This window comes from Terriglobus roseus (assembly GCF_900105625.1).
Taxonomy (GTDB): Bacteria; Acidobacteriota; Terriglobia; order Terriglobales; family Acidobacteriaceae; genus Terriglobus; species Terriglobus roseus_B.
In genome coordinates, this window is the sequence record NZ_FNSD01000001.1 from 592,744 (window position 1) to 618,895 (window position 26,152).

A 26,152-nucleotide genomic window follows, 5' to 3' on the forward strand; every position below is an offset into this window, starting at 1 on the left:
CTCCGCACGTGATAGGAGAGGCCCGCCGTTGCGGGCCTCTCCTATTTGCGTAACATGTCCGTTACACCACGATGGCCTCGTCGTGCGAGGAACGTGTGAGCCCGTAATAGATGAGGGGCGTCACGATGAGGCTAAGCAGCATGGAAATCGCAATGCCACCAATGACCGCAATTGCGAGCGGCTGCAGCATCTGCGATCCAGCGCCGATGGCGAGCGCCAAGGGAAACATACCCGTCACCGCCGCGAGCGCGGTCATCAGGATGGGTCGCAGGCGGCGCTGTGCAGACATCTTCATGGCATCCAGTGCGGACATTCCCTCTGCACGGAAGCGTTCATCTGCATCAAGCAGCAGTATCCCGTTCTTGGCTACGATGCCAATGACCATGATCAGTCCCATGAACGACGCGACGTTGAATGCGGTTCCAGTGATGAGTAACGCTCCAACGACCCCGGCAATGGAGAGCACGGAGGACGACAGGATAGCGACGGGAGCCGCGAAATTCCGGAACTCTGTCAGCAGCACACCGAATACGAGGATAAGTGCTAGCAATAGCACCCGCACAAGTTCGCCGAAGGACTTCTGCTGCTCTTCATAGGTGCCGCCATACTCCACCCGTACCGTCGCTGGAATGTGCATAGCCTGTACGCGTGCCTGCACGGCCTTCACGGCTGTTCCGAGATCGGTCCCTTCGAGCTGAGCGGTGACGGTCACCAGTCGCTGCAGGTTCTCTCGCTTGATCTCATTCTGGGGTGGGAGCTGCGTGATTTCAGCAAGCGAGCCAAGCGACGCGGTGCGGCCCGAAGCTGAATTGAAGACAGTGTCGCGAATGGTATCGAGATCTCTCCGTGTTGCGTCGCCGAGCCGAACACGCACGGTATACGGACGGCCGTTTGCAATCACAGGATCGTTAACCGTAACACCATCCAGGATCGAGGTTGCATCTTCTGCGGCTTCCTGCGGCGTGAAGCCCAAACGTGCGGCAAGTTGCGGATCTACCTGGAAGTTGGTGGCCGGTCCGCTTATGGTGTTATCAATGCCGTTCTCGATACTGACGACGCCCTTGACCTTACCGATCTCGTCAGCGATGCGCGGTGCGAGCTCACTAAGCAGCGCGAAGTCCTGGCTGAAGAGCTTGATCTGGATGGGTTCAGGCGCGTTAGACAGATCGTTGATGTTGTCCTGAAGGACCTGGATGTACTCAGTATCGAGCTGCGGTTCAGCGGCCTTCACCTTGGCGCGAACATCGGCGATGACCTCATCGATCCCGCGATCGCGCTTTCCCTTGAGCTTGACGGTCATATCGCCCGTGTTCGCCTCAGTGACCGCTGCAAGCCCCATCTGGAGCCCGGTGCGGCGGCTGACGCTCTCGACCTCCGGCGTCTTTCTGAGGATCTCTTCAACGCGCGCGAGCACATCGCCGGTGGACTGCAGCGAGCTTCCAGCCGGCATGATGTAGTCGAGGATGAATCCACCCTCGTCCATTTCCGGCAGTAGATCAGAACCGAGCGAACGGTACGCGAACAGCGTGCCAACGATTAACACTGCGCACATGCCTACGAGTGTCCAGGGTCTCGCCAACGAGAAGTCCAAGGCCCGGTGGTGCCACTGCATGACGCGCCCCAGGATCTTGCCAGGCTCACCGTGATCATGGGCACTTTCACCAACGGGCGTCTGCTTCAGCAGCAGAAGTGCAAGCCCCGGAGTGAAACTCACTGCCAGTACCAACGATGTCAGCAGTGACACCGTCATCGTGGTGGCAAGTGCGCGAAAGAAACTGCCGGTAACACCGGTAACCGCTACCAGCGGCAGGAAAACCACCACGGGCGTGATCGTTGACCCGATCAATGGCACTGAAATCTCTTTCAGCGCGAGGCGCACCGCGTCCAGGCGCGACTGTCCACTGTCGCGATGGAGCACGATGTTCTCAACGACCACGATCGCATCGTCAATCACAAGACCGATGGCAGCAGCCAGACCACCCAGGGTCATCAGGTTGAAGCTTTCGCCGATGAGCCAAAGCGCGAGTACGGTCGCAGCAACCGTGACGGGTATGACGAGACCTGCAATGAGCGAGGAGCGCCAGTCCCGCAGAAAGAGATAGAGGATGATGCAGGCGAGCACCAGACCGATGAGGATCGCGTCGCGCACGCTGCTGATACTCTCCCGAACGATTTGCGACTGGTCGTAGTAGGGCTTGAGGACGACGCCTTTGGGTAATTTCGTCTGGAGGTTCGCAACGACGGCGCCTACGCCATCCGCCACTGCGACGGTATTACTGCTGGGCTGGCGCGTGATGTTCAGCAGCACCGCGGGCTGATCGTCCGCAGTGACCGCGGTGTAGATAGGCATGGTTGCCTGGATGACATCGGCGACATCGCCAATGCGCACCGGCGCGCCGCTGGTCGTGGTTTTTACAGAAAGCTGCTTCAGGCCGTCTATATCGTGTGCCTGCGCGCCTACCAAGGCAAGAACAAGCTGATGATCCTGTTGATAAAGACCCGGAGAATCAATGATGTTCGAAGTCTGAATCGCATTTGTCAGGTCCAGGATCGTGACGCCCGCTGCCTGCAGCTTCGCCATGTTCGGAACAACATGGAACTCGGGGACCTGCCCGCCTTGAATGGCTACAGTGCTTACGCCGCTCACGCGGTTGAGCGGTGGCTTCAACGTGTATTGCGCCAACTCCCATAGCTGCGATTGCGAAAGCTTATTCGAAGTAAGCGAGTAGCCAAGAATCGGGAATGTTGCAAAGGTTAGCCGGTTCGTCGTGAGCTTCGCCGTTGATGGCAGTGATTGCTGTACTTTGCTCAATGCTGAGTCGACCAGTTGCAGCGTTCGGAACATGTCCACGGACCAGTCGAAGAAGAGGCTGACTTCGGCAGTGCCGCGGCTGGTATTCGAGCGGACCGTGACCAGGCCGGGGACGCTGTTGACAGCATCCTCGATCGGCTTGGTGATGGTGACCTGCATCTGCTCGACCGGCATCACGCCGTTGTCGACGCCGATCACGACGCGCGGGAAGTTTGTTTCCGGAAAGACCGCGATCGGTGTACGGAAGAAGGCATAGATACCTGCGACCGTGAGGACTACCGCCAGGAACAGCACCGTCCGGACGGACCGCGCCAGCCAGTACTCTTCAGACTCATCTAGGGTAGCCATCAGCCCTTGTCCTCGGCTGCCCTGCCCGCCGCAGGCTTGTCATCTTCGTCTACGTCCGCGCCGGGTTTGCCAATCTTTACCTTTGTGCCATCGTCCAGGCCATAGCCCCCCTCTGTGATGACATTGTCCGTGGGCGCGAGGCCTGAGACGATCTGTACGGTCTCCGGGGTGCGGATGCCGACCTTCACCGTGCGCTTGTGCGAGGAACCGTCCGCACCGATGACGACGACTGCAGTGCTGCCATCCGCTGAAGGTACGATCGCAGCGGATGGAACCTGCATTGCGTTGCTCACTGTGGTACCGCTCAACGTTGTGTGGACCGGTGTCCCCACTTTGAAGATCCCGCTGGGATTGCTCAGCTTGACCCATACTTCGACCGTCGTCGAGCCTGCATCGAGCGCTGGACTCAGGAATGAGACAGTGCCCTCGAGTGGATCATCAACACCTGGAATCTTGATCTCGGCTTTGTCGCCGACGTGCAACTTCTGAGCGCTCGGCTGCGCGAGGTGCAGCTTTGCGAGCAGCGATGAAGTATCCATTACCGTGATGATGGTCGCACCAGACTGAGCGGTCTCGCCGGGAAACAGCGGACGGTCCGTCACAACGCCATTGATGGGGCTCCGCAGTTGTGCATAGCTCACCTGCGCCTCGGCGCTCATGAGCTTGCCCTTGGCTGATGTTAGTTGGCCTTCTGCGGTCTGTTTCGAAGTGGCGCGAGTCGTCGACATCACGCCTTCCAGATGCTTAGTGGCGACATCATAGGTCGATTGCGCCTGGACGGCAGCGGCGTAGGCGGTGTCCGCGTCGCGGCCCGACAACGCTCCCTCCTGGAAAAGTTTTTTGCGTTCGTCCGCCGTGCGCACGGCGACATCGCGCGCGGCACGTGCCTGCGCGACATCGGTCTCCGCCTTCTTCACGTCTTCCGGTATGGAAGCATTCACGGCGGTGGTCAGCGCAGCATTCGCCGTCGTGACGGTGCCTCGACTGTCAGCGGCGGCGCCGCGCAGATCGCGATCATCCAGTGCGATGAGTAGTTGTCCCTGCTTCACACGCTGACCGCGTTGCACATACTCACGCAGGATAGGGGCGCTGATGCGTGGCGCGATGGCTGCTTGAGAGAGCGGTGCAAGAATCGCGTCGGCAGCGATCTCTTCCGAGATGGGGCCGACAGTTGGGTGAGACGCTTGTACCGTGACGACGGAAGATGCTGCTTCTTCCTCTTTGCTCTTGCAAGCGGTCGTTGCAAGGAACACGAGTGAGAGGAAAGCAACAACGCTGCCGCTGAAGCTGCGTTGAATTATCATGGGAGCCTTCCCGTTAGGGTCTGCAGTTGCGCACGCGCAAGCTGATAGCGAAGTTGCCCGTCAACCTGCGCGTTCTCGGCGGTGATGACAGCCGCCTGCGCATCGACGACTTCAAGCGCAGTGCTCTCTCCATCGACGTAGCGAAGATTGGTAAGACGGAGGCTCTCCCGCGCTGTGATGACACTGGCGTCAAGCGAGCGAAGTTGTTGCGCGGCTAGATTGGCTTCGGCATAGAACTCTTCCAGGTTCGCCAGCAACCGCCGCTGCGCTGCTGTCAGGACAACCTTTGCAGCATCTGCACGTAACCTGCTTGCCTTGATCCTTCGCTCGGTTGCGAGCCAATCCCACACAGGGATGTCGAGCGTCGCGCTCATCGCATATCCGAGGTTGTGAATGCCATCGGGACCATTGACGCCGAAGTTCGTCGCATCGATACCGTAGGTGTAGTTCAGTACAAGATCCGGAGCGAGCGCGGCTTTCGCCGTGAAGGTATCCGCCTGTGCAACCTGCAGACCTGCGAGCGCGCTGCGGATCTCTGGATTGTTCTGCTTCGCCAGACCATCGATACCCGCACGGTCGGGCAAGGGCGGCGGCATGGTCGGGATGTCGAGGGAGTAGGGCGTGGAAGGGTCGGCGTATAGCAGCACACCCAGTTCGAGCCGCGCCTTGGTGGCAGCGAGTTTGGCGTCGCCCAGTTCGCGCTCACGCTGTTGTTGCTGAAGCTGAGCCTTTAGAACGTCCGCGTGAGCCACTTCGCGAGCCTGCTCGCGCTTCTGCGTGATGTCCAGAAAGTGGTTGGCCTCGTTCAAGGCCTCAGTAGCGACCGTCGTTTTCTGAGCAGCGCCTTGCGAGCCGAAGAAGAGGTTTGTCACCGTGACAACGAGGCCGCGCCGGGCAAGTTCGGCTTCCGCCTCTGCCCGCAGCGCGCCGGCCGTGGCAGAGCGGATTGCCGCGATCTGGCCTAAACCAATCTTCTCATCCACCACGCCCTGGCTGGCATACTCGCGGATGGCGTTGTTCGCGATAAAGATCGGTGATGCATCGCCGGATACTTGTCCAATGCGGCTTGCGGCGACGCCATTGGGCTGCGTGTAAACGGCCTGGTTGTGATAGGTGACGGTCGGCAACAATGCGGTCTTCGCATTGGTCCGCTCAAGTGCCAGCGCGCCTCGTTCCGCAACAGCCGCAGCATACTGCGGCTCGTTCGCCTGCACCATGCTGATGGCCTGTTCCAGAGATAGTGCAGCTCCCTGCGCCGCCGGCGCACCGGATGAGACCGCCTGGCAAGAGGCACTCATGGCGCACATGGTCAGCCACCAGAAAAGTCCGATCCGCATAGGTCGAGATTAACCGACGTACCTGAAATTTGTCTGAATTCGGATGGCCGCCTGGAGGTGAACTCGCCGGCCCCGCCAGTCGAGAATTCGTTCAAATCTGGGCAAGTAGCAGAAGTATCAAAAGTGGAAGATCAAATCCGTGGCGGCAGTGAACTGGTTGGCCCGCGTGCCGTTGTCGTACGAACGACGATCCCACGCATGATCGAAACGAATCTCTGGACGGATTTGGACTGTCGTTCCAACCCAATGGCTTAGCATCAGTGTCTCTTCGCTATAACGTGTCGCATACCCAGTGCGCTGACCCTTCTTGTCATTTAGAAAATCCGTCCGCAACGAGACGAAGTCGTGAGCCGAGAGCTGTTTGTTCAGATAGTGCACCGCAGCCCATTCCGGCGCGAAGCACGTCTGCACTCTTGGCCTGCAATGGGCGCCGTTGGTTCCCTTTTCCGGGACCAGCGTGCCTGTCACGCTGGGCACGTCCCTCTGCGACATGGAGTAGATCTCCGCGGCCATGTGCCAGGTGCTGCCGAACTTGTGGTACCAGGTTGCGTCGTACATCTGAAGATTATTGAAGGCATACTTGCCGTCATTGATGCCGTTGGCGCAGACGTAAAAGTTGTCCTTCACACTGGTCGTTGTGTAACTGACGCACCCGGTAAACGCTGGCTTCGCATCCGGTGTCCACGGGGCCACGTCATGACTGGCAGACAGCCCCGCCTGCACCGTCCACCGATCATTCAACTGAATGGTGGCAAGTATTCCCGTGTCGGTGAATGGGTCTACAGCATAGAGCAGTGAGTGGCTGAACATGTAGTTATTGGGTGTGAGTTGCGCTTCAATACCGGGGATGGAGATATAGCGACCGGCTCGCACATTCATGCCGTGGGCGACATGCGGGAAATAAACGTCGACATACTCCAGTACAGGATCAAAGCCGTACTGACGATTTTTGTCCAGCAATTGCTGACTGAAGTATCCCTTGTTCGTGGTGGATCGGTAGTCCGTTCCGAAGAAGCCCGTGATGTGGAAACCCCAGTCGATATGATCCCGCTGCACAGAGTCGGGTAGCCGCTCGACGTAAAGTACGGCCTGCCCGAGTTCGACGCGATTGGAATAGATGTCATTCGTCTCTGGATAGTTTCGATCGCGCGATGTCGACACGTTTGCCGTTGGCTCAATCCATCCATAGACCTTGGTTCGCCCTGTCGCTCCATTGATCGCTGTCTGGAGCGGATAGACGTTGCCATCCGACTCACCAATCGTGGGTGATCCCCCGTAAGACCAGTCAGCACTTGGAAACGGTGGCGAGTTCAGGGGGGATGGAACGCCGCGGCGCGGAGCGGCCGGACCGCTGGTCGCGGCGCCCTTCCAGTCCGCACGATAAAAGTCGATCCAGCGACCAACGAAGCCGGGTCTTAGGTCTCCTCCTGGGGGAACAGCAGCTGCAGGTGCGTCCGGGACGTTCTGCGCCGCGAGGACGGATACGTTGAACGCGATCGCCGCCACCGTCAGGAGTGCGGCTGCTGAGCGGCGGCGCGTGCGCTGGATCAATCTCTTCATCGTCCCTTGCAGACAGCGGTACCATCCGGACAGTCTCGTCCCAAGGTACCCTGCTGACAGGTCGTTGGATGCAACATAAGAGCAAGCCACTCCTAACATCGTAAGAAGCCTATCTTTCCAGAGCATGACCGCCAAGAGAGCCTACGGAACACCGGCAAATGCAGGTTTTGCAACACCGGAGGGGTCTGCGATCCGCGGTTTCGAGAGAACGGCGGAAGCAACTGCCTTTCCTGTATTCGCGAGATCGAAGATCGCCGGGTCAGGATCGGCGAAGAACTCTCTATGCAGGGAGCGGACCGCACCCTCCACGGCCGTGCCGTCAATCATGAAACTCATGTTGATGCCATTCGCACCCTGCGAGATCATGTCCAGGTTAATCTCACGAACAGCGGAAAAGACCCGCTCTGAAAGCCCCTTGTGTCCCTGGATATTCTCACCCACAAGACAGATCAGCGCTTTCCTCTCTTCGGTTCGCACCGTGGCAATCTGGGACAGGTCGGCAATGATACCCGGCAGTTCGTCCGTGGCGTCGATGCTGACGGAGATGCTGACTTCACTCGTGGAAACCATGTTGACCGCGCAGGCATAGCGGTCAAACACCTCGAAGGATGCCCGGAGAAACTTGTGCGACATCAACATGCGTGAAGAGACGATATGAATGATGGTCAGGTGCTTCTTGGCCGAGATACTCTTCAGCGGGCTACTACTGCGGGGTGCGAAGGCCGTGATCTTCGTGCCCTCGTTCAAGGGGTTGTGCGAGTTCAGGACCCACACGGGAATGTCCTTCTTGACTGCGGGGAGGATCGTAGAAGGATGCAGTACCTTTGCGCCAAAGTAGGCAAGTTCGGCAGCCTCTTCAAAGCTGAGAGCTCTGACGCGAAGTGCATCCGGACAGATCCGCGGATCCGTCGTCATGATGCCATTCACGTCGGTCCATATTTCGATTGCACCCGCGTTCAAACCACTGCCGACAAGCGCCGCAGTGAAATCGCTTCCGCCCCGGCCAAGCGTTGTCGTAATGCCATTCGCGGCGGATCCGATGAAGCCGCCCAGGATCGGGATCGCGCTGACCTCCAACAGAGGCAGAACATGCTCATGAAGCCTTGCGCCGATGAGTTCCGTCTGCGGCACGGCCCTGCCGTGATGGCTGTTCGTGATAATGCAGGTGCGCGCATCAACATGTGCGCTGCGGATGCCGCGATGCTCAAAGGCGTCCGCAACAATCCTGCTTGAGAGGCGCTCCCCGTAACTGCTGATGAGGTCTATGGTGCGCTTGGTGAGTTCTCCTACGGCAGCCACGCCACGGAGAATGTCTTCCAGCTTGTCGAAATTCTCATGGATGACCTTCGCAACAGCTTGGATATTCCTGCCAACGAGATCCGCAGCCGTACCCAAATGGCGTTCACGAAGAGACCGCGAAATTTCCATCGCCTGCTGAGTATCGTTTACCGCTGCGGCCTCGGCCGCCAGAAGCAATTGGTCTGTCACCTTCGCCATGGCAGAGACTACGACCACAGGCCGAAGCCCTCGATCCCGCCTTCCCTTCACAATGGAAATCGTTCTATGGATAGCAGCCGCGTCCTGGACGGAAGTGCCTCCGAATTTCATGACTACAATCGGTGCCCCGGAACTCTTGGGCTTCCTTTGGTCACCTGCGCTTGATCCTTCGACCATTGCTCTCCTGCCGCGGGTCCAGTCCAACACCGGCGGCATAATCCATTTCATGCCTTCCTCCATAAGAAAGGCATAAGAACGGTCAGAAAGATCAAAGGTTCGTCACGCTACAGCTTCGCAATCGGAAGCGTGAAGGTGAAGACCGAACCTTGTCCCAGCTGACTGGTCACCGAAAGCGTCCCGCCGTGCGCACTGATGATCGCCTTGCTGATCGCCAGCCCCATGCCGGTGCCAGCCACGCGGTCGCCGTGGCTGCGTCCGCGATAGAAGCGATCAAAGATCAGCGCGACTTCGCTCGAGTCGATCCCGGCACCACGGTCGGCAACACTTACTTCAACAAAGGGACCCGTGAGCCGCGCTGAAACGAAGATCGGTGCACCCTCCGGCGAATACTTTTCAGCGTTCTCAATCAAGTTGCAAAGCACTTTTTGAACGAACTCGGGATCAGCCGTGACTTGTGGCAAGTCGGGCGCGCTTGAGATTGTCAGGGGATGTTTCGATGGGTCTACCAGGCACGTCGGACCACCTGCCTCCAGAATTTCCTGCACGCTGACCTGCTGAAAGGTCATGTGAACCTGCTGTGCATCGAGCTGAGCCATCTCAGTCGCCTGAGAGACCAGCAGATTCAGCCGGTCACTCTCCTCGTTGATGATCTGCAATAGCTCTGTCCTGGCCTCCGCGGGCGTGTCGGTATTCGCAAGCAACGCGCTTGCTGCGCCCTTGATGGATGTCAAAGGGGTCCGCAGCTCGTGCGTAATGGAGTCAATGATGAGCGTACGAAGCCGCTCACTCTGACGATTTGCCTCACCCTTCGCGACGTTCTCTAGGGCCTGTGCCCGGTCGAGCGAGATCGAAACGAGGCCACCAATGGTCTCAAGGCTCTCCCGGGAGAGTTTCACACCCTGGATACTGACAAGCCCCCTGGGCATCACGCCGACTTTTAACGGCACGCGTGCTTCACCTTGCTCCGAGACCTCGACGTTGGTCATGGTGAGCGCCAACTGTCGAAGGTGAGGGACCTCGAATCCCGAAAAGACATGCAAACCGTGTTCGAAGAACCGATCGCCGTCCAGCAGGAAGAGCACGACGGAGTTGGCGCGGGTAACACGCGCAATCAACATCGGGAGGGAGCTGACGAGATTGGCCACGTCGTCAAGTTGCAGCAGCTCACGGCCCAGTTGAAAAGAGAGCTCCACTTCCCTCTGTCGCGCATTCGCCTGGTCCGCTTCATCGCGGGCACGCTGCGAAAGCCTGCTGCCGATGACGGATGTGGAAAGGAAAGCGAGCAGTGCAAGCCAGTTTTGCGCGTCGGCTATGGTGATACTTCCAATGGGCGGCAGGAAGTAATAGTTATAAGCTGCCGTCGCAGCCAGTGAGACTGCAACGGCATACCGCAGGCTGAAGTTAGCCGCCAATCCGAGGATCAACAGAACCAGTGTCAACGCGACCGTGGTCTGATTCACGTGGAGCCAGCGACTGTACACGAGTACAATTCCGGCCAGAGCCGCGAAGGAAACGATCCAACGAATGATCATAAGAAAGCGGCGCGAGTTCATGGGGTGGATTGTAGATGGTTGAAGCGGAGCGGAAAACACCGGAAGACTGGCTCGCTTCCAGCGACCAGGACAAACAGACCGGCCGCCTCAAGATTTTTCTTGGGTACGCACCAGGCGTGGGCAAAACGTTCAGCATGCTGAGCGAAGGTATCCGCCGGCGGAGTCGCGGCGAGGATGTCGTCATTGGCGTCGTTGAGAGTCATGGCCGACGAGGCACTGCGGAACTCAGCACCAAGCTGGAAGCAGTTCCGCCAAGGGAACTCAACTACAGAGGAACCGTCTTCCGTGAAATGGATGTCGATGCCATACTTGCCCGCGCTCCGCAGGTGGTGCTGGTGGACGAACTCGCTCACACCAACGTTGAAGGCAGCCGCTTCGGCAAGCGGTATGAGGATGTACTCCTGCTGCTGGAGCACAACATCGATGTCCTTTCCACCATCAACATCCAGCACATCGAGAGCTTGACACCACGCGTCCAGTCACTTACCGGCATCACCGTTCGGGAACAGGTACCGGACTGGGTACTGGACCGAGCGGACGAAATCGTCATCAGCGATTTGACGCCTGAGGCGCTCGCGACCCGTATGCGCCGTGGCGATGTCTATCCCATGGAACGCGTCGAGCGAGCGCTTGCAAATTTCTTTCGCAAGGGGAACCTGATCGCACTGCGTGAGATGGCTCTCCAAAAAGTGACCAGGGCAGTTGATCGTAATCTGGATGCGTACGTCCGTCGCAAGCGCCTTGGCGCGCACTGGTCAGTCTCGGAGCGTGTTGCCGTATGTATCAGCTCCAACCCGCAGTCGCGGGATCTGATTGCCCGTGGCGCACGCCTTGCGGAGGGGCTTGGAGGTGAGCTGTATGTACTGCATGTTGCAGCCGATCGCGATACCGAGGGACAGCGAAAGCAGACACTCGATGCCCACATTCAGTTCGCACAGAATCTTGGAGCGCACATCGTGCAGTTAGCCGGCAGTAGTGTTGCAATGGCCACGGCCGCTTATGTCAAGGAACATCGCATCACACAGGCAATCTTCGGCCGATCCGCGCTGCGTGGCTTCCGTAAATATCTGTACTATCTTGCGATTGGAAAGTTCATGTCAGAAGCGCCGCACGTCGATCTACATATCATCACGCAGGATGCCGAATGAGTCGCATCCTGATTGTCGACGATGAACCGCAGATCCTGCGCATGCTGCGTGCCTCCCTGACCGTGAATGGTTATGAGGTGGTCAGCGCGAAGAACGGGCTGGAAGGCTTCACAGCCTTTGAGCAATTGCAGCCCGATCTGATCATCACTGACATGAGTATGCCTGTCATGGATGGTCTTTCGCTGACGCGTGAGATACGCCGGATTTCGAAAGTGCCCATCATCGTGCTCAGCGTGCGAAACATGGAGCCGTTGAAAGTGGACGCGCTCGATGCGGGAGCAGATGACTATGTCACCAAACCGTTCACGATGCCGGAACTGCTCGCACGCGTTCGCGCTCACTTGCGCCGAGTCAGTGACGCGGAGAATGAACCTGAAGACGCCCTGCAGGAGGGCGACTTCTCCATGGACTTCCGTACACGAACAGTTTCTGTGCGGCAGAACTCCGTCCACCTGACGCCGAAAGAATTCGATCTGCTGCACTTCTTCCTTAAGTCTCCGGATCGTGTCCTGACACATCGCTCCCTCGCAGAAGCAGTTTGGGGAACCGTGAATGACGGTCAGACAGAGAATCTACGTGTGCTGGTGGCGCAGTTGCGTCGCAAGATCGAAGACAAGGACCTTCGCTATATCGTTAGCGAGCCATGGGTCGGCTATGCGCTCAAGGTGACCGGCGCGAAGACCTCCTTATGACTTCTTAATGCCTTTCTTACGGACTTCTTACAGGCTCTCGCATTGGAATAGGCGATGGAGCCGTAACGATGTCTTCCGCAGTGGCCAGAATCGCGTATTTCACGATCAAGGTGGAGTTCTCCCGCGCATCGCAGATCAATCGGCGATTCCAGAAACCATCTCGCACAGCGGTCTGTAACGAGCCCAAACGTGGAGCCTCTTTCTGCTCACACGCCCTCACGGCCCGACCGTGCCTGATACCACTGCAATCCCCTCAACAAATCTCCATGAGTCCCTGCGACCCGACAGGTCTGAGCGACTTGCCTTCGCCTTCTCCTGGGCCTTACGAACGAAAGGAATTCCCATGCTCGATGTGTTGGCTATAGCGCTCTTGCTGCTCCTATTCGGTGCCTGCCTGCTGTACGTGCGCGGCTGCGCCAGCCTGAAAGGTGGCCGCTGATGGTCTTGAATCTAATCCTGCTCATACTAGCCGGCGCTCTTATGGCCTACCTGATCTACGCGTTGCTTCGCCCGGAGAAATTCTGATGTCTCTCAATGGATGGCTGCAGATTGCAGTGTTCATCGCGGCAGTACTGCTCCTGGCTAAGCCAATGGGCAGCTTCATGACGAGCGTCTTCGAGCGTCGTCGGACCTTCCTCGATCCGGTCCTTGTTCCCTTTGAACGTCTGCTCTATCGTGTCACCGGCGTGAACGCTGACGAGGAGATGAACTGGATGCAGTACGGCGTCGCGATGCTGATGTTCAGCGCAGCCAGCCTCACGCTGACCTACCTGGTCCAGAGATTGCAACACGTCCTGCCGCTGAACACACAACATCTTCCGGGCATCCCTGCGGACCTTGCCTTCAACACCGCCGTTTCTTTCACAACGAACACCAATTGGCAGTCCTACGTGCCTGAGACCAGTATGAGCTACCTCACGCAGATGCTTGGGCTGGCGACACATAACTTCTGGTCTGCCGCTGCGGGTCTTGCACTCGCGATTGCCTTTATTCGTGGCATTGCGCGTCGTGAGGCTAAGACGCTTGGCAATTTCTGGGTTGACCTGACGCGTGGCACCTTCTGGGTGCTATTGCCGCTCTCGGTGATCTTCGCCCTAGTGCTGGTGTCGCAAGGAGTTGTTCAGAACCTCAAGTCGTATGACACGGTGAAGCTGCTTGAGCCACAGAAGATGACAAGCGCGGACGGCAAAACATCGATCGCGACGACGCAGACGATTGCACAGGGCCCGGTCGCTTCGCAGGAAGCGATCAAAATGCTGGGCACCAATGGCGGTGGCTTCTTCAACGCAAACAGCGCTCATCCGTTCGAGAACCCGACGCCCCTTACAAACTTCCTGCAGATGCTTGCGATCTTCCTGATCCCCGCTGGACTTACGGTCACACTTGGGCAGATGGTGGGTTCACCGAAACATGGATGGGCCGTTCTCGCAGCCATGACGGTGCTGTGGTTTGCCGGTGTCTTCACGGTCTTTTGGGCTGAAGCGAAGGGGAATCCGCAACTGGCGAACGTCGATCAACAGGTTTCGCTGCAGCAGTCGGGCGGCAACATGGAAGGTAAGGAAGTTCGCTTCGGTATCGCGAACTCTGCTCTCTTTGCCACGGTCACCACGGATGCAAGCTGCGGGGCTGTGAACAGCATGCACGACAGTTTCACACCGCTGGGCGGTCTCGTTCCTTTGACGAACATCCTGCTGGGCGAAATAGTCTTCGGTGGTGTTGGCGCAGGCATGTACGGCATGCTCGTCTTCGTCATCGTTGCGGTCTTCATCGCTGGCTTGATGGTCGGTCGTACGCCGGAGTACCTGGGCAAGAAGATCGAGTCATATGACGTGCAGATGGCAATGCTGTACCTCCTGATCTTTCCGCTCATCATCCTGGTGCTCGCTGCCATCGGACTTCGAACGCCCACTGGCTTGGCAGGACTGGCGAATCACGGACCGCATGGATTGTCGGAAGTCCTGTATGCGTACACCTCTGCGACAGGTAACAACGGCTCTGCGTTCGCGGGCCTGAGCGCGAACACACATTGGTATAACTTCTCGCTCGGCATCGCCATGTTCGCAGGACGCTTCCTGATGATCGTCCCGATGCTCGCGATTTCGGGAAACCTTGCCGCGAAGAAGATTACGCCGGCCACAGCGGGCACCTTCCCCGTGACGACACCGCTGTTCACGGTGTTGCTGACCGGCCTGATCGTGATCGTTGGCGCGCTCACGTTCTTCCCGGTGCTGAGCCTTGGCCCCGTTCTGGAGCACCTCCTGCTTCGCGCGGGACACCTGTTCTAACTGTTCGTTGACGCGGACAAGGAAAGATAGACATGGCGACTCAAAAGAAATCCTTATTTGATCGGGCGATTGTAAGACGGGCTGCCGTCGATGCCCTGGTGAAGCTGCATCCCCGCGGCATGATGAAGAATCCCGTCATGTTCGTTGTGGAGATCGGCAGTGTGCTCACCACGATTCTGCTCATTCATAACGTTGCAACGCACACCGGCCACTTCCGTTTCGACGTGCAGATCACGCTCTGGCTCTGGTTTACAGTGTTGTTTGCGAACTTCGCGGAAGCAATGGCGGAGGGCCGAGGTAAGGCCCAGGCGGATGCATTGCGCCTCGCCAAGTCAGAGACGACGGCTTACCGCGTGAACAAGAGCGGCGAAGTGGAGGAGATCCCAAGTTCGCAGCTTCGCCTCAACGACGTCGTTCGCGTGGTTGCCGGGCAGATGGTTCCCGGGGATGGTGAAGTCATTCAGGGTGTTGCGTCCGTAGACGAATCCGCCATCACGGGGGAGTCGGCTCCGGTCATCCGTGAGGCTGGCGGTGATCGCTCGGCTGTCACGGGCGGAACACGCGTGCTCAGCGATGTCATCCAGGTGCGCATTACGTCAAACCCAGGCGAGACGTTCCTCGATCGCATGATTGCACTGGTCGAAGGCGCCGAGCGGCAGAAGACTCCTAACGAGATCGCTCTCAATATCCTGCTCGCAGGACTGACGATCATCTTCCTGCTGGCCGTCGTTACACTCCAGCCATTCGCGCAGTACTCCGGTGCACCTCAGACAGTCTTTGTACTGATCTCGTTGCTCGTGTGCCTCATCCCGACTACGATTGGCGGACTCCTTTCAGCCATTGGTATCGCGGGAATGGATCGCCTGGTGCAGCACAACGTACTTGCCACATCCGGCCGTGCAGTGGAGGCAGCCGGTGACGTCAACACACTGTTGCTCGACAAGACGGGAACCATCACCATTGGAAATCGCCAGGCATCGGAGTTCATCCCTGCACCCGGAGTCTCCGCCGAACAACTGGCCGACGCGGCACAGCTCTCATCCCTGCCGGATGAGACGCCGGAAGGCCGCTCCATCGTGGTGCTCGCAAAGGAGAAGTACGGTCTTCGCGGACGCGAACTTGGGCAGATGAACGCAGAGTTCGTTCCCTTCTCTGCGACCACACGGATGAGCGGCATTGAGGTGGACGGCCGCAGCATCCGCAAGGGTGCCGTGGATGCGATTGCACGCTATCTCCAGGAGCATGGCAGCGCCATGCACGACGAGGTCCGCAGTGCCGTCGAGCAGGTCGCCAACAGCGGCGGCACGCCACTGGTCGTCGCTGAAAATGGCCGGGTACTTGGCGTCATCCATTTGAAAGATGTCGTAAAGGGCGGCATGAAGGAGCGCTTCGAGCAGTTGCGTGCCATGGGCATCCGCACCGTCATGATTACGGGTGATAACCCGCTGACCGCCGCAGCCATCGCGCGCGAGGCCGGCGTGGATGATTTCCTTGCCGAGGCAAAGCCCAAAGACAAGATGGATCTGATCAAGCGTGAGCAGTCGGAAGGAAAGCTCGTCGCGATGACAGGCGACGGGACGAATGACGCACCCGCACTTGCGCAGGCAGATGTAGGAGTTGCCATGAATTCCGGCACGCAGGCTGCAAAGGAAGCCGGCAACATGGTCGATCTGGACAGCAATCCGACGAAGCTGATCGAGATCGTCGCCATCGGCAAGCAGTTGCTGATGACGCGTGGTGCCTTGACGACCTTCTCCATCGCGAACGATGTGGCGAAGTACTTCGCCATCATCCCAGCCATGTTCGCGGGTGTATTCCCTGTTCTGAACGCCTTGAACATCATGCATCTGCACAACTCGGAGTCCGCCGTGCTGTCCGCCATCATCTTCAACGCTCTGATCATCGTAGGGCTCATTCCGCTGGCACTGCGGGGAGTTTCGTACCGCCCTCTGTCTGCCGCAGCTCTGCTACAACGCAACCTGCTGGTCTACGGTGTCGGCGGCATTGTGGTGCCCTTCATCGGCATCAAGCTCATCGACATGCTCGTCACCGCAATGCACCTTGCCTAGGACACCCTCATGAAGAAACACATCATTACCGCCTGCCTGTACACCGTCATCACCGCAGTCCTGCTCGGAATTGCCTACCCGCTTGCCATTACCGGTCTGTCGCACCTGCTCTTTCGTGATAAGGCGGATGGTCAACTGATCCAGCGAAACGGCGAAGCTATTGGCTCCCGTCTGATCGGTCAGCCTTTCACTGGCGCCCGCTATTTTCATAGCAGGCCTTCGGCCGCCGGCGCAGGGTATGACGCAGCAAACTCCGGTGGGTCGAACCTTGGACCATCTAACAAGAGCTTGATCGATCGTGTCGGCGTCAGCACAAGGGCAGAATCAAACGGCGCTCCTGTCCCGATCGACCTCGTCACCGCATCCGCATCCGGTCTTGATCCTGACCTGTCTCCTGCCGCCGCGCTCTACCAGGTGCCACGCGTGGCAAGAGAGAGACACCTACCCGAAGTCGAGGTGACGCAGATAGTCAGGAAAAGCATTATTCCGCGCCAGTTCGGTCTGCTCGGTGAGCCGCGCGTTAATGTGTTGCAATTGAATCTTGCATTGGACCAGGGCCGCTGAGGCTGTTTGGCCGCTGCACGCGGCGGCCACGCAGCACTTCCACCATCGCGATATCCACTGCATCAAAGGCAAAGCCCTATCTTTACGACTTTCTTATGCGGATCTACGCTCTAATACCCTTTGACCTCTCCCGGTCATCGAGGCTTTTTTCGCATGAGATTGTTCGACCTGCTTCTTGGAAAGCCCCTCGCAACAAGCGATGCGCACAATGAACACATTGGTGTAGCCGCGGGCATTCCGATCTTCGGTCTGGATGGACTTACCAGCGCCGCTTACGGGCCTGAGCAAGCCATGGCCATACTCATCCCGCTTGGACTGCTCGGCGTGCAGCAGCATCTGCTGCCCATCTTCGGCGCGATCCTTGTGCTGCTGGCCATCCTGTACTTCAGCTACCGGCAAACCATCGAAGCGTACCCGAACGGCGGTGGATCCTTCACCGTGGCGAGTGAAAATCTTGGGGACGGTGCGGGTCTGCTCGCTGCTGCCGCCTTGATGATCGACTACATCCTCACCGCAGCGGTTGGCGTGTCCGCAGGCGTGACGGCCCTTGTCAGCGCGGTCCCTCGTCTGCATCCGCACCAGCTCACCCTGTGCCTGCTGATCCTGATTGTTATTGTGGTCATCAATCTCCGCGGCGTGAAAGAATCCGGCTTCGTATTTATGCTGCCGACGTTCTTATTCGTTGGAACACTCCTTGCAACGGTTGGCGTGGGGATTTGGCATGCCTATGCCGCACATGGTCATCCGATTCCCGTCTCTGCGCCGCCGCCACCCATCTCAGCAACCATGCAGTACGTCACGATCTGGCTGTTGCTAAAGGCATTTGCAAGCGGCTGCGCTGCTATGACCGGCGTGGAGGCCGTCTCCAACGGAGTCACCGCCTTCAAAGAACCGAAGTCCAGGAAGGCGAACCAGGCGCTCACCGTCATCATCGGTTTGCTCTTCATCATGCTTGCCGGACTGGCTTACGTGGCCCGCGCGTACGGTGTTACCGCCATGGACTCCAATGATGCTGCATATCAGAGCGTGCTCTCAATTGAAGTTGCGGCGGTCTTCGGGCGTGGATGGTTCTATTTCCTTACGATGGGCAGCGTTCTCGCCGCGTTGAGCTTCAGCGCAAACACTGCCTTCGCGGACTTCCCGCGCATGGCTCGTGCAATCGCTCTGAAGGACTACATGCCGCGGGTCTTCCTGCTGCGTGGACGGCGCCTCCTCTTCTCGCACGGCATCTATGCGCTCACTGGCTTCACGGCGCTGCTGCTCATCATCTTCAACGGCGTCACGGATCGGCTGATCCCGTTATATGCGATCGGAGCATTCCTTGCCTTCACTTTGAGCCAGGCAGGTATGGTCCGCCATTGGATGAAGCATCCCGAAGCGAAGCATAGGAGCATCAAAATGTTCCTGAATGGTCTCGGCGCGGTGGCTACGGGCGTTACTCTTATCGTCGTCCTGGTGGCGAAGTTCACCTCCGGCGCTTGGATCACAGCTCTGCTGGTCCCCGCCATTATCTGGCTGATGCACGGCATCAAGCGTCACTACACCCGTATCAATCACGAGACGGCAGATCCCGAGCCCCTTCGCTTTACAGACCTTGAGCAGCCCTTGGTTGTGATCCCCGTTGCACGCTGGGACAAGATCACCGAAAAGGCTGTCCGCTTCGGTCTGGTCATGAGTCAGGAAGTAAAGATCGTCACTGTAGAAACCGATACGGACAGTGGATTCGATGAGACCTGGGAGCACATGGTCATGGCGCCCATCCGCGCGCATGATGGCCCAGTGCCGCAGATGGTCCAAGTGAAGAGCACTTACAGGACGGTAATCACGCCCTTGATGGACTACATCCTGAGCCTGGAAAAGGAGTACCCAACCCGGAAGATCGCCGTGCTCATACCTGAGCTTGTCGTGAAGCACTGGTGGGAGAATCTACTACATAATCAGCGGACACAGATGTTGAAGCTGCTTCTCCTGGTCCGTGGCAATCGCAGGATTGTTGTTGTAAACATCCCTTGGTACCTGTAGTGGCCATAGCACCGAACGCCCATGTCGCCGGAGGCCGTTCGATCCTGACGTCTTGTCAGGGTTCGGACGGGCTCGACGTTCTAGGGGAAGACGAATGTATGTTTGTGGCGTGAGGGCTCATGTCGAGTTGCATGTCGACAGGCCCGGGCACCATCTTCCAGTGACGCAACTGCGCAGACGTGAGTGGATGCATCAGATCCACGGGTGGCTGTTCGTGCTCCTTCGACGCACGAAGCCAGCGCTCCTGATCGGTGGAATCGGTAAGGATCACTGGCATCCGATCGAAGAGAGTGCGCAATACCGGTGTAACCAGCGTCGTTACAACGGCGAAGCTCTGAATCGCGTGGCCTTGATCATTTGTCCACGTCTCCCAAACGCCGGCAATTGCGAACAGTTCACCGGACTCCAGTGCGAACGAGCATTGCTGCTCGATGTCTGTGCCTAGATGACGTTGCTCATTCAGTACGCTGGCCGGGATAAGGCAACGCCGCCGCAGGAAAGCGCTCCGAAAGCACGAGTCGCAGGTCATCGCCTCAGCATGTGCCTCCGATCGGTGTTCTGCTCCACGGTCATCGCACGCATACGAAGGGATCAAACCTTCGCGCATCCATACGATCTCGCGATGTCCTGTCCTGGGTGAAATCCTGATGACGGGGTGAAACCTGCTCCGCGCGCTGGAGCTCTTGAATGAAGCCATCGATTTGATCGAAGTGACCGTCGCCAAAGAGGACACAACGCCAGCCCACGCCGTCAGGTGAGCCCAGTCCTCGTGCATTTCAAACCTTGGGGACATACAAAGCGCCTCCCGGGAACGCTTCCAGCTATTAATGGGTTACAGAGAAGTGGCGCCAAAGAACGATGAGAATCATTGCGGCGAATGCCGCCATGATCAGCATGCCGATGAGTTCTCCTCGCAGATCAAACTTCGCAGGGTAGTCCAGGCGATCTGACCGGTGCCGCCTGCCAGCGAAGGCCAAGAAGATTCGCTCACCACTTCCACGTTTGATCTCGGAGGTCTTATGCAGTTTCCCGTCGAACATTGTTCCCTCTTACAAGTGCTGAAATGCACGGACAAGACAAATGGCGATGAAGGATGCGAAGAGGAGAAACAAGCTTCCACACGCCCGCGCGCGGCTCGCTTTGTAACTCCCCTCCCGCACGCATTCCACGGCGCGTTCGTCTCCAATCAGGAAAGAGAGACAGGTGGCTGCACTGCCGGGACGCACCAGCATCAGTCCGATGAGACAGAGCAGCAGAACCCCGAGAATTGCTCCGCCGTACGCAAGGATGTCGACAAAGACAAGGCTGGACATCGTGAAGACTTTCCCCGGTCTCAAGTGCCGGTGGGCGTGTTGCCGTCTCCTTCATCTTCGAAGAAGGAACATCAGGGAGGCATAAAGAGGTGCGCAGGAAACCTAAAAGGGCCTCAGGTCTCCCGCGCCTCCGTTAGAACTTATAAATCAGGTCCGCGCCCACAAAGAACTGGTTGCGCGCCGCCCCGGCGTTGTAACCGGGCCTGTCCCACGAGTGGTCGAAGCGGACCTCCGGACGCAGGATTACGGTGCTGCCGATGTACTTCGTCGCGTACAGGGTGTTCTCTGTGTACTTGCCCGCGATGCCTGTGCGTTGGCCTTTCTTGTCATTCAAAAGGTCGGACCGAAAGCCTACGGACAATTTTGGAGTGATCTCACGATTGATGTAATTCACAATCGCGTACTCAGGCGCAGTGCAACGCAGTTGGCCAACTGCGCACATGGCGCCATTCGCGCCTGTTTCTGTGGCTACGGGATTGGACACATTGCCTGCGACATTCGGGACCTCGCGCTCGTACATGTACCAGGCTTCCGTCGCCATGTGCCACTTGGCGTTGAAGCGGTGATACCAGGTCAAATCGTAGTCCTGAAGATTGTTGTAGGCGTACTTCCCATCATTGATGCCATTTGCACAAGCGTAGAAGTTGTCGTGGTTGGTCGCGGTCGAGTAGTTCAGGCAGGCAATACCCGACGCCTTTCGATCATCCGACCACGGCGCAACGTCATGCCCGGCTGAGACACCAAGCTGCACCAGCCACTGCTTGCTGAGCTTCAGCGTTCCGAAGATCCCGGTATCGGTAAAGGGATCGATGGTGTAGAGCAATGAGTGCGTCATGTTGTAGTTGTTCGGCGCCAATTGCGCTTCAATTCCCGGTACCGAGAGGAAGCGTCCAATGCGGATGTTGAGACCTTCCTTTACAGGGAAGTACAGGTCGGCGTATTCAAGGACGGGATCAAAACCATAGCGACGATTCTTCTGCAACAGTTGCTGGCTGAAGTAATCCTTCGCGGTAGTGAAGCGATAATCGTTGCCATAAAGGGCGGTAAAGTGATAGCCGAAGTCGAAGTGCTTTTTCTGCACCGTGTCTGGTAGACGCTCGACATAAATCACAGCCTGGTTCAGCACAATGCTGTTGGGGAAGACGTCATAAGAGACCGGGAAGTTGTTCGTGCTGGACGTGCTTGCGTTGAAGCTCGGTGCGACCCACCCATAGATTTTCGTGCGAGAGTTCTGAAGTTGTAGCGCCGTCATCAACGGGTAGACATTCGAGTCAGGCACACCGATCAGTGGGGAGCCGCCATAGCCCCAGTCAGAGCTGGGAAAGGGCGATGAGTCCAGCGGCCCATCCAGAGCACGGCGCGGGGCTGGGGGAGCGGAGGGCAACGTACCGGTCCAGTCCTGACCATAGAAGTGGACAAGTCGGCGGAAGAAATTGTCACCGTTCCGAGGAACCTCACCCACCACAGGACTGCCCTGCTTCTGCTCGTTTTCAGGGTCAATGGGGGATCCAGATGTTGTGCTGAAAGCAACGAGAGAACTGCTGATAGGACTGGCGGCTGTCTGCGCCGTCATGTTTGCGGGGTATTGCAGAAAGATTGCTGTCGTTGCAACTGTCGCGTAGAGCGCCAGCTTTGTAAGCTTTGTGCTTCTCATACTTCTCCGTCCAGCATCCTCAGGGGGCTGTGTATCCTGCGGTGCCATGGAGAATGCTAGGCTTCGGGGCCTAAAGAAGCCGTAAGAAAGTCATCAAAAGTCCATAAGCAAAAAGAAGAAAAACCGCGACGGAAATCCATCGCGGCTCTTCGTTCTTTCACTCGCTCTAGAAGTCGATCCGTAACGCGGCTTGGCCTGTTCGATTGCCAGCATTCTCCGCCGCCTGCGGTGCGCTCAGCACACCGAACGTGGAAGGGTTATCGACCTGCGTCGCGGGTGGCGCGAAGTTCGTGTGGTTCAGCACGTTTGTGAAGCTACATTCGAAACGCACGCGGATGCCTTCCCGCAACTGTGTCGTCTTTGCTGTGCCAAGGCTGACCGCAATCGTTCCTGGTCCCTGCAACATGCCAACGGCTGCATTGCCGAAACGTCCCGCACCGATCGGTGTTGGAGCGAAAGCAGCCAGGTTGAAGAACTGTCCTCGCGACTGCCCGCGGTACAGATCGCGAGAGATCACATCCGGCCGTAGCGTCGCGCCGCGATTGACGACATTGGTGTTGGATTGATCATTCGTTGCAGGTAAGCCGTTCGCCAGGGCCGGGCAACTACCATCCGGGTTTGTAGCAAGCTGGCAACCGCCGGCGCTGATGCTTGGCGTCAGAAATGACCCCGACTCCAGCAGCGACACGGTATTCAGTTCCCACCCGCCAACCAGGTGGCTTAGCCATCCGGAGGTCAGGTAGGCATGCCCCGGGCCAACAGGAAGCTGATAAGCGCCAGATATCAATGCCCGGTGACGTCGAGTTCCCGAGACATTCCCATAGGCGCTGCCCACATGGAAGCGATCGGCGATCGGGATGCCATAATTCACCTCACCAGCAAATGCCGACGGGGTATCCCCTTGATTGTCCGCAAGATTTTTCGCGAGCGTATAGCTTGCATCGATGTACAGGCCCTTTGATGTGGTGTGAGTCTCCTGCACTTCGAACGCGGTGTATTTTGCCTTGCCCGCGTTGAACGTGCTGAAGAGTTCGAACCAATTCCTATAAGGAGACCGAGGATCCACATACGGGCTTGCCGCAGTTGTCTGATACGGCGTCGTGCTGGCCGGCAGTTGGTTGAGGTCGCCGGTGATACTTAGCCGGTACGTATGCATGCCGACGTAGCTGGTACGGAGTATGTCTGAATGAGAGAGCTGACGCTCAATTGTTACGTTCCACTGATTTGACTGAGGATCGCGGTAGTTTGGATCGACGCCTTGATCCAGGCTGCCGCCGCCATACTGAACTGCCACGGAAGACGGCGAGGTCTCGGGAAACTGTATCGCCGGGTGTGTCCCACTCGCATCGGTCACCAGCGAATTGGTGTACGTGTGTAGATTCGACGTCGGATTGCCACTGTTATTGAAGGACAGAGGTCCAAGGTTCGTCATCGTAAAGATACCGAATCCCGCGCGCACGACCGTCTTCGTATCGCCGAAGGGCCGATACGCAAATGACATCCTGGGCTGCACGTTCCCGAAGAAGGTGTTACGAAGGCTCTGCGGTAGATGCGCCTGACTTGCCGTGATGTAGTTACTGCACGGGAGTAAGGTGTTCCCCAGGTTGCAAGCGTTGAAGGATTGCTGGAATGCCAGGTTCGACGACTGCAGATGGTTCCTTGAGAGATAGCCTGCCAACTGATCTGGAACAACCACAGAATTTGTCCGCGGATCGAAATTGGCAGCATTACCGCCGTCGAGACGGAAGGCAGGCAGGACAGACCAGCGAATTCCGTAGCTTGCTGTGAGCTTCGGCGTGATCTGGAACTCATCCTGTGCGAACAAGCTCGTTTGCCATGCCTTGCCTGCGACGTCAGGGCTGGAGACGGCAAAGAAGATATTCGTCGGCGCGCCAATGAGGAAGTCTCCGAAAGCATTTCCAGTGAAGGTCGACTGGAAGGTGAACTGACCGAAATCATCTGACGGCAGGAACAGCTCAACGTCCTGATACTGCACACGACGCACATCCACGCCTGCTTTCAGGGTGTGCTTACCCATCGAATAGGTGACATTATCTGAAAACTGCATCGTACGAGATTTTGTGACGCCGGTCTTGTCACGTCCAATCGCCGTGAAGCCGGTACCACTGTTGAAATTAAAGGTGGGAAAGGCGTTTGTGTCCGGATGCTGGCTGATGTCCACGCCTTGCAGGTCCAGTTGCGTTAGAGCATCTGCGCCCTTGATACCGAAATTTACAGCTGTATTCACATCCGTGAAGCCAAATCGGAACTCATTGAGCAGGCGCGGCGTGATCGTAGTCGTGTGTGAGACGAGGAAGCTACGGTTGTGGATGCTACCCACGTCGTTGGGCAGCAAGGCATTCGCCTGATTCTGCGTGATGTTCTTTCGGCTGAAGTGCGCGTACAGTGACTGCTTCGCATTGATCGTTTGGTCGATGCGAAGATCGGCACCGTCTGTCCGAGAGGGCGTTGCCTGAAAATGCTCGTAGTTATAGTTCGATTGCCCCGCGACGTTCGGCAGAGGGTAGTAGTCCAACAGAGCCTTGGCCGTTGCGCTGATGCGATTCGATGCGATGACCGGTCCCTGCAAAGCAGTCAGGTCGCCACCGCGCTCCGCAGGGGTCGGCACCAGAAACTGCTGTGCGACAGACGTGGTGCGGCGGTTGGCCTCATAGCTTACAAAGAAAAATGTGCGGTTGTGGCCGTTGTAGAGGTGCGGAATGACGATCGGTCCTCCAAGTGAAGCGCCGTAGGTATTGAAGCGCTTCGGTGCCTTTCCACTGAAGCCGTAAGGAGAGGCGTCCAGCGCGTCGTTCTGCAGGTATTCGAAGACACTGCCATGCACGCTGTTTGCGCCACTCTTCGTGATGAAGGTCACGTCGCCCACCTGTGAAAACTCCGCGCTGTTATTGAAGGCCGTTACCTTCATAGACGCGATGCCCTCCTGAGACGGGTAAGCATCCTGCAGGGCCCCGTTCGACCGTACGTTGGCAGTGGAGATACCGTCCACGGAGAAGTTCACCATAGACGAACTTGCGCCCCCCACAGCGATGTTCCCCTGGCTGTCGGTCTGAACATTCGAAGATAGTCCGAGCGCACCCAACGGGCTGGTCGACGTTGCGCGGTTGTTCAGCGGCAGTTGCGTCAGCTGTACATTGCTCTTCTCATCGCTGATCGTTCCATTCTCCGTGTTGATGGCTATGCTGTCCGCTTGCACATCGACCGTCGTATTGTCAGACGTGACCTTCAAGGACACCGGCACGCGAAGTTCCTGGCGAGCCGCAAGCGTTACGGCGGAGACAAGTGCATCCGCGAATCCATCATGATGCACAACAACCCGGTACTCGCCGGGTTTGAGATTCTCGATGCTGAAGTCGCCGGCATCGTTCGTGGTGATGGTTCGGTCGGTATTCTCGGCCATCGAGTGAATTGTTACCAGCGCGCCCGGAACGACGGAGCCCGTACTATCCTGCACGGTTCCCCGCACCGTTCCAAAGGTGGACTGACTGAACCCAGCGCCCGAGCATGCGAGCGCCAGCAAGAGTGCGCCAGTAGCCGTTTTGATGGAATTCGCGTGCGGCTGCGGCCTTCCCACCTTGTCGCACTTCGCACGCACGCGATAGCGAATACGTGAGACGGCTGTTGGCAACTGATCTTTCTTAACTTCCAGACCTTGTGTGCCCAAATCTCCCTTGTTCGTCATGGACCTCTCCCACCCGGCATCAGCCGGACAAATTCATTCCATGGCTTAAGGCCTGAAGAAGGCATAAAGATTTGAGGCGGCCACTTTTACTGAATTCTTATGCGCGCAGCG

General features: G+C 57.7%; 16 protein-coding genes. 7 read left to right on the forward strand and 9 right to left on the reverse strand.

Annotated elements, in window-relative coordinates; translation table 11 throughout:
* Positions 1 to 61 precede the first annotated feature (61 nt).
* From BLW03_RS02440 to BLW03_RS02465, 6 genes are all read right to left on the reverse strand, one after another.
* The gene (locus tag BLW03_RS02440) at positions 62 to 3,160 is read right to left on the reverse strand and encodes an efflux RND transporter permease subunit (RefSeq protein ID WP_074652186.1); all 3,099 of its coding nucleotides are present in this window, start codon (positions 3,158 to 3,160) and stop codon (positions 62 to 64) included.
* On the reverse strand, positions 3,160 to 4,464 hold the full coding sequence (locus BLW03_RS02445) for an efflux RND transporter periplasmic adaptor subunit (RefSeq protein WP_074652187.1): 1,305 nt from the start codon (positions 4,462 to 4,464) through the stop codon (positions 3,160 to 3,162). The genes BLW03_RS02440 and BLW03_RS02445 overlap by 1 nt, the downstream gene beginning before the upstream one ends.
* Complete coding sequence (locus BLW03_RS02450; protein ID WP_244501929.1) at positions 4,461 to 5,801, reverse strand: TolC family protein; 1,341 nt, start codon at positions 5,799 to 5,801, stop codon at positions 4,461 to 4,463. Before BLW03_RS02450 ends, BLW03_RS02445 begins: the two co-directional genes overlap by 4 nt.
* 117 nt (positions 5,802 to 5,918) lie before the next feature.
* Positions 5,919 to 7,361 carry an outer membrane beta-barrel protein gene (locus tag BLW03_RS02455; protein ID WP_074652188.1) on the reverse strand — a complete coding sequence of 481 codons (1,443 nt, stop codon included), beginning with the start codon at positions 7,359 to 7,361 and terminating at the stop codon, positions 5,919 to 5,921.
* A gap of 141 nt (positions 7,362 to 7,502) precedes the next feature.
* Positions 7,503 to 9,035 carry a lysine-sensitive aspartokinase 3 gene (lysC, locus tag BLW03_RS02460; RefSeq protein ID WP_083350270.1) on the reverse strand — a complete coding sequence of 511 codons (1,533 nt, stop codon included), beginning with the start codon at positions 9,033 to 9,035 and terminating at the stop codon, positions 7,503 to 7,505.
* Between the two features lie 107 nt (positions 9,036 to 9,142).
* Positions 9,143 to 10,591: a sensor histidine kinase gene (locus tag BLW03_RS02465; protein ID WP_074652189.1), complete on the reverse strand. Its 1,449-nt coding sequence runs from the start codon at positions 10,589 to 10,591 to the stop codon at positions 9,143 to 9,145.
* A 14-nt stretch (positions 10,592 to 10,605) separates the two neighbouring features.
* On the opposite strand from BLW03_RS02465, the gene BLW03_RS02470 reads away from it, so the two are divergent.
* From BLW03_RS02470 to BLW03_RS02500, 7 genes are all read left to right on the forward strand, one after another.
* On the forward strand, positions 10,606 to 11,739 hold the full coding sequence (locus tag BLW03_RS02470) for a universal stress protein (RefSeq protein WP_074652190.1): 1,134 nt from the start codon (positions 10,606 to 10,608) through the stop codon (positions 11,737 to 11,739).
* Positions 11,736 to 12,431: a response regulator transcription factor gene (locus BLW03_RS02475; RefSeq protein ID WP_074652191.1), complete on the forward strand. Its 696-nt coding sequence runs from the start codon at positions 11,736 to 11,738 to the stop codon at positions 12,429 to 12,431. Before BLW03_RS02470 ends, BLW03_RS02475 begins: the two co-directional genes overlap by 4 nt.
* Positions 12,432 to 12,869: 438 nt before the next feature.
* Positions 12,870 to 12,956, forward strand: coding sequence for a K(+)-transporting ATPase subunit F (gene kdpF, locus BLW03_RS21255; RefSeq protein WP_074652192.1), 87 nt, complete (start codon positions 12,870 to 12,872; stop codon positions 12,954 to 12,956).
* Complete coding sequence (kdpA, locus tag BLW03_RS02485; protein ID WP_074652193.1) at positions 12,956 to 14,716, forward strand: potassium-transporting ATPase subunit KdpA; 1,761 nt, start codon at positions 12,956 to 12,958, stop codon at positions 14,714 to 14,716. The genes kdpF and kdpA overlap by 1 nt, the downstream gene beginning before the upstream one ends.
* 32 nt (positions 14,717 to 14,748) lie before the next feature.
* Positions 14,749 to 16,785 (forward strand): potassium-transporting ATPase subunit KdpB, encoded by a 2,037-nt coding sequence (gene kdpB, locus BLW03_RS02490; protein WP_074652194.1) that lies wholly within the window; start codon positions 14,749 to 14,751, stop codon positions 16,783 to 16,785.
* Between the two features lie 9 nt (positions 16,786 to 16,794).
* Positions 16,795 to 17,349, forward strand: coding sequence for a potassium-transporting ATPase subunit KdpC (gene kdpC, locus BLW03_RS02495; protein WP_074652195.1), 555 nt, complete (start codon positions 16,795 to 16,797; stop codon positions 17,347 to 17,349).
* 153 nt (positions 17,350 to 17,502) lie between these two features.
* Complete coding sequence (locus tag BLW03_RS02500) at positions 17,503 to 19,371, forward strand: APC family permease (RefSeq protein WP_074652196.1); 1,869 nt, start codon at positions 17,503 to 17,505, stop codon at positions 19,369 to 19,371.
* 55 nt (positions 19,372 to 19,426) lie between these two features.
* Here the strand turns inward: BLW03_RS02500 and BLW03_RS02505 are convergent, their stop codons facing one another.
* The 3 genes from BLW03_RS02505 to BLW03_RS02525 all read right to left on the reverse strand — a co-directional run bounded on the left by BLW03_RS02505 (position 19,427) and on the right by BLW03_RS02525 (position 26,041).
* On the reverse strand, positions 19,427 to 20,164 hold the full coding sequence (locus BLW03_RS02505; RefSeq protein ID WP_074652197.1) for an SOS response-associated peptidase family protein: 738 nt from the start codon (positions 20,162 to 20,164) through the stop codon (positions 19,427 to 19,429).
* Between the two features lie 653 nt (positions 20,165 to 20,817).
* Complete coding sequence (locus BLW03_RS02520; RefSeq protein WP_074652199.1) at positions 20,818 to 22,338, reverse strand: outer membrane beta-barrel protein; 1,521 nt, start codon at positions 22,336 to 22,338, stop codon at positions 20,818 to 20,820.
* A 166-nt stretch (positions 22,339 to 22,504) separates the two neighbouring features.
* The gene (locus tag BLW03_RS02525; RefSeq protein WP_083350271.1) at positions 22,505 to 26,041 is read right to left on the reverse strand and encodes a carboxypeptidase-like regulatory domain-containing protein; all 3,537 of its coding nucleotides are present in this window, start codon (positions 26,039 to 26,041) and stop codon (positions 22,505 to 22,507) included.
* Positions 26,042 to 26,152 lie beyond the last annotated feature (111 nt).

Excerpts from the sequence above, each read along its gene's own strand:
- BLW03_RS02525 (WP_083350271.1), bottom strand. The coding sequence starts at position 26,041 with ATGACGAACAAGGGAGATTTGGGCACACAAGGTCTGGAAGTTAAGAAA.
- kdpC (WP_074652195.1), top strand. The coding sequence starts at position 16,795 with ATGAAGAAACACATCATTACCGCCTGCCTGTACACCGTCATCACCGCA.
- kdpA (WP_074652193.1), top strand. The coding sequence starts at position 12,956 with ATGTCTCTCAATGGATGGCTGCAGATTGCAGTGTTCATCGCGGCAGTA.
- BLW03_RS02455 (WP_074652188.1), bottom strand. The coding sequence starts at position 7,361 with ATGAAGAGATTGATCCAGCGCACGCGCCGCCGCTCAGCAGCCGCACTC.
- BLW03_RS02465 (WP_074652189.1), bottom strand. The coding sequence starts at position 10,591 with ATGAACTCGCGCCGCTTTCTTATGATCATTCGTTGGATCGTTTCCTTC.
- BLW03_RS02520 (WP_074652199.1), bottom strand. The coding sequence starts at position 22,338 with ATGAGAAGCACAAAGCTTACAAAGCTGGCGCTCTACGCGACAGTTGCA.
- kdpB (WP_074652194.1), top strand. The coding sequence starts at position 14,749 with ATGGCGACTCAAAAGAAATCCTTATTTGATCGGGCGATTGTAAGACGG.
- BLW03_RS02450 (WP_244501929.1), bottom strand. The coding sequence starts at position 5,801 with ATGCGGATCGGACTTTTCTGGTGGCTGACCATGTGCGCCATGAGTGCC.
- BLW03_RS02500 (WP_074652196.1), top strand. The coding sequence starts at position 17,503 with ATGAGATTGTTCGACCTGCTTCTTGGAAAGCCCCTCGCAACAAGCGAT.
- BLW03_RS02505 (WP_074652197.1), bottom strand. The coding sequence starts at position 20,164 with ATGTCCCCAAGGTTTGAAATGCACGAGGACTGGGCTCACCTGACGGCG.
- BLW03_RS02470 (WP_074652190.1), top strand. The coding sequence starts at position 10,606 with ATGGTTGAAGCGGAGCGGAAAACACCGGAAGACTGGCTCGCTTCCAGC.
- lysC (WP_083350270.1), bottom strand. The coding sequence starts at position 9,035 with ATGGTCGAAGGATCAAGCGCAGGTGACCAAAGGAAGCCCAAGAGTTCC.
- BLW03_RS02440 (WP_074652186.1), bottom strand. The coding sequence starts at position 3,160 with ATGGCTACCCTAGATGAGTCTGAAGAGTACTGGCTGGCGCGGTCCGTC.
- BLW03_RS02445 (WP_074652187.1), bottom strand. The coding sequence starts at position 4,464 with ATGATAATTCAACGCAGCTTCAGCGGCAGCGTTGTTGCTTTCCTCTCA.
- kdpF (WP_074652192.1), top strand. The coding sequence starts at position 12,870 with ATGGTCTTGAATCTAATCCTGCTCATACTAGCCGGCGCTCTTATGGCC.
- BLW03_RS02475 (WP_074652191.1), top strand. The coding sequence starts at position 11,736 with ATGAGTCGCATCCTGATTGTCGACGATGAACCGCAGATCCTGCGCATG.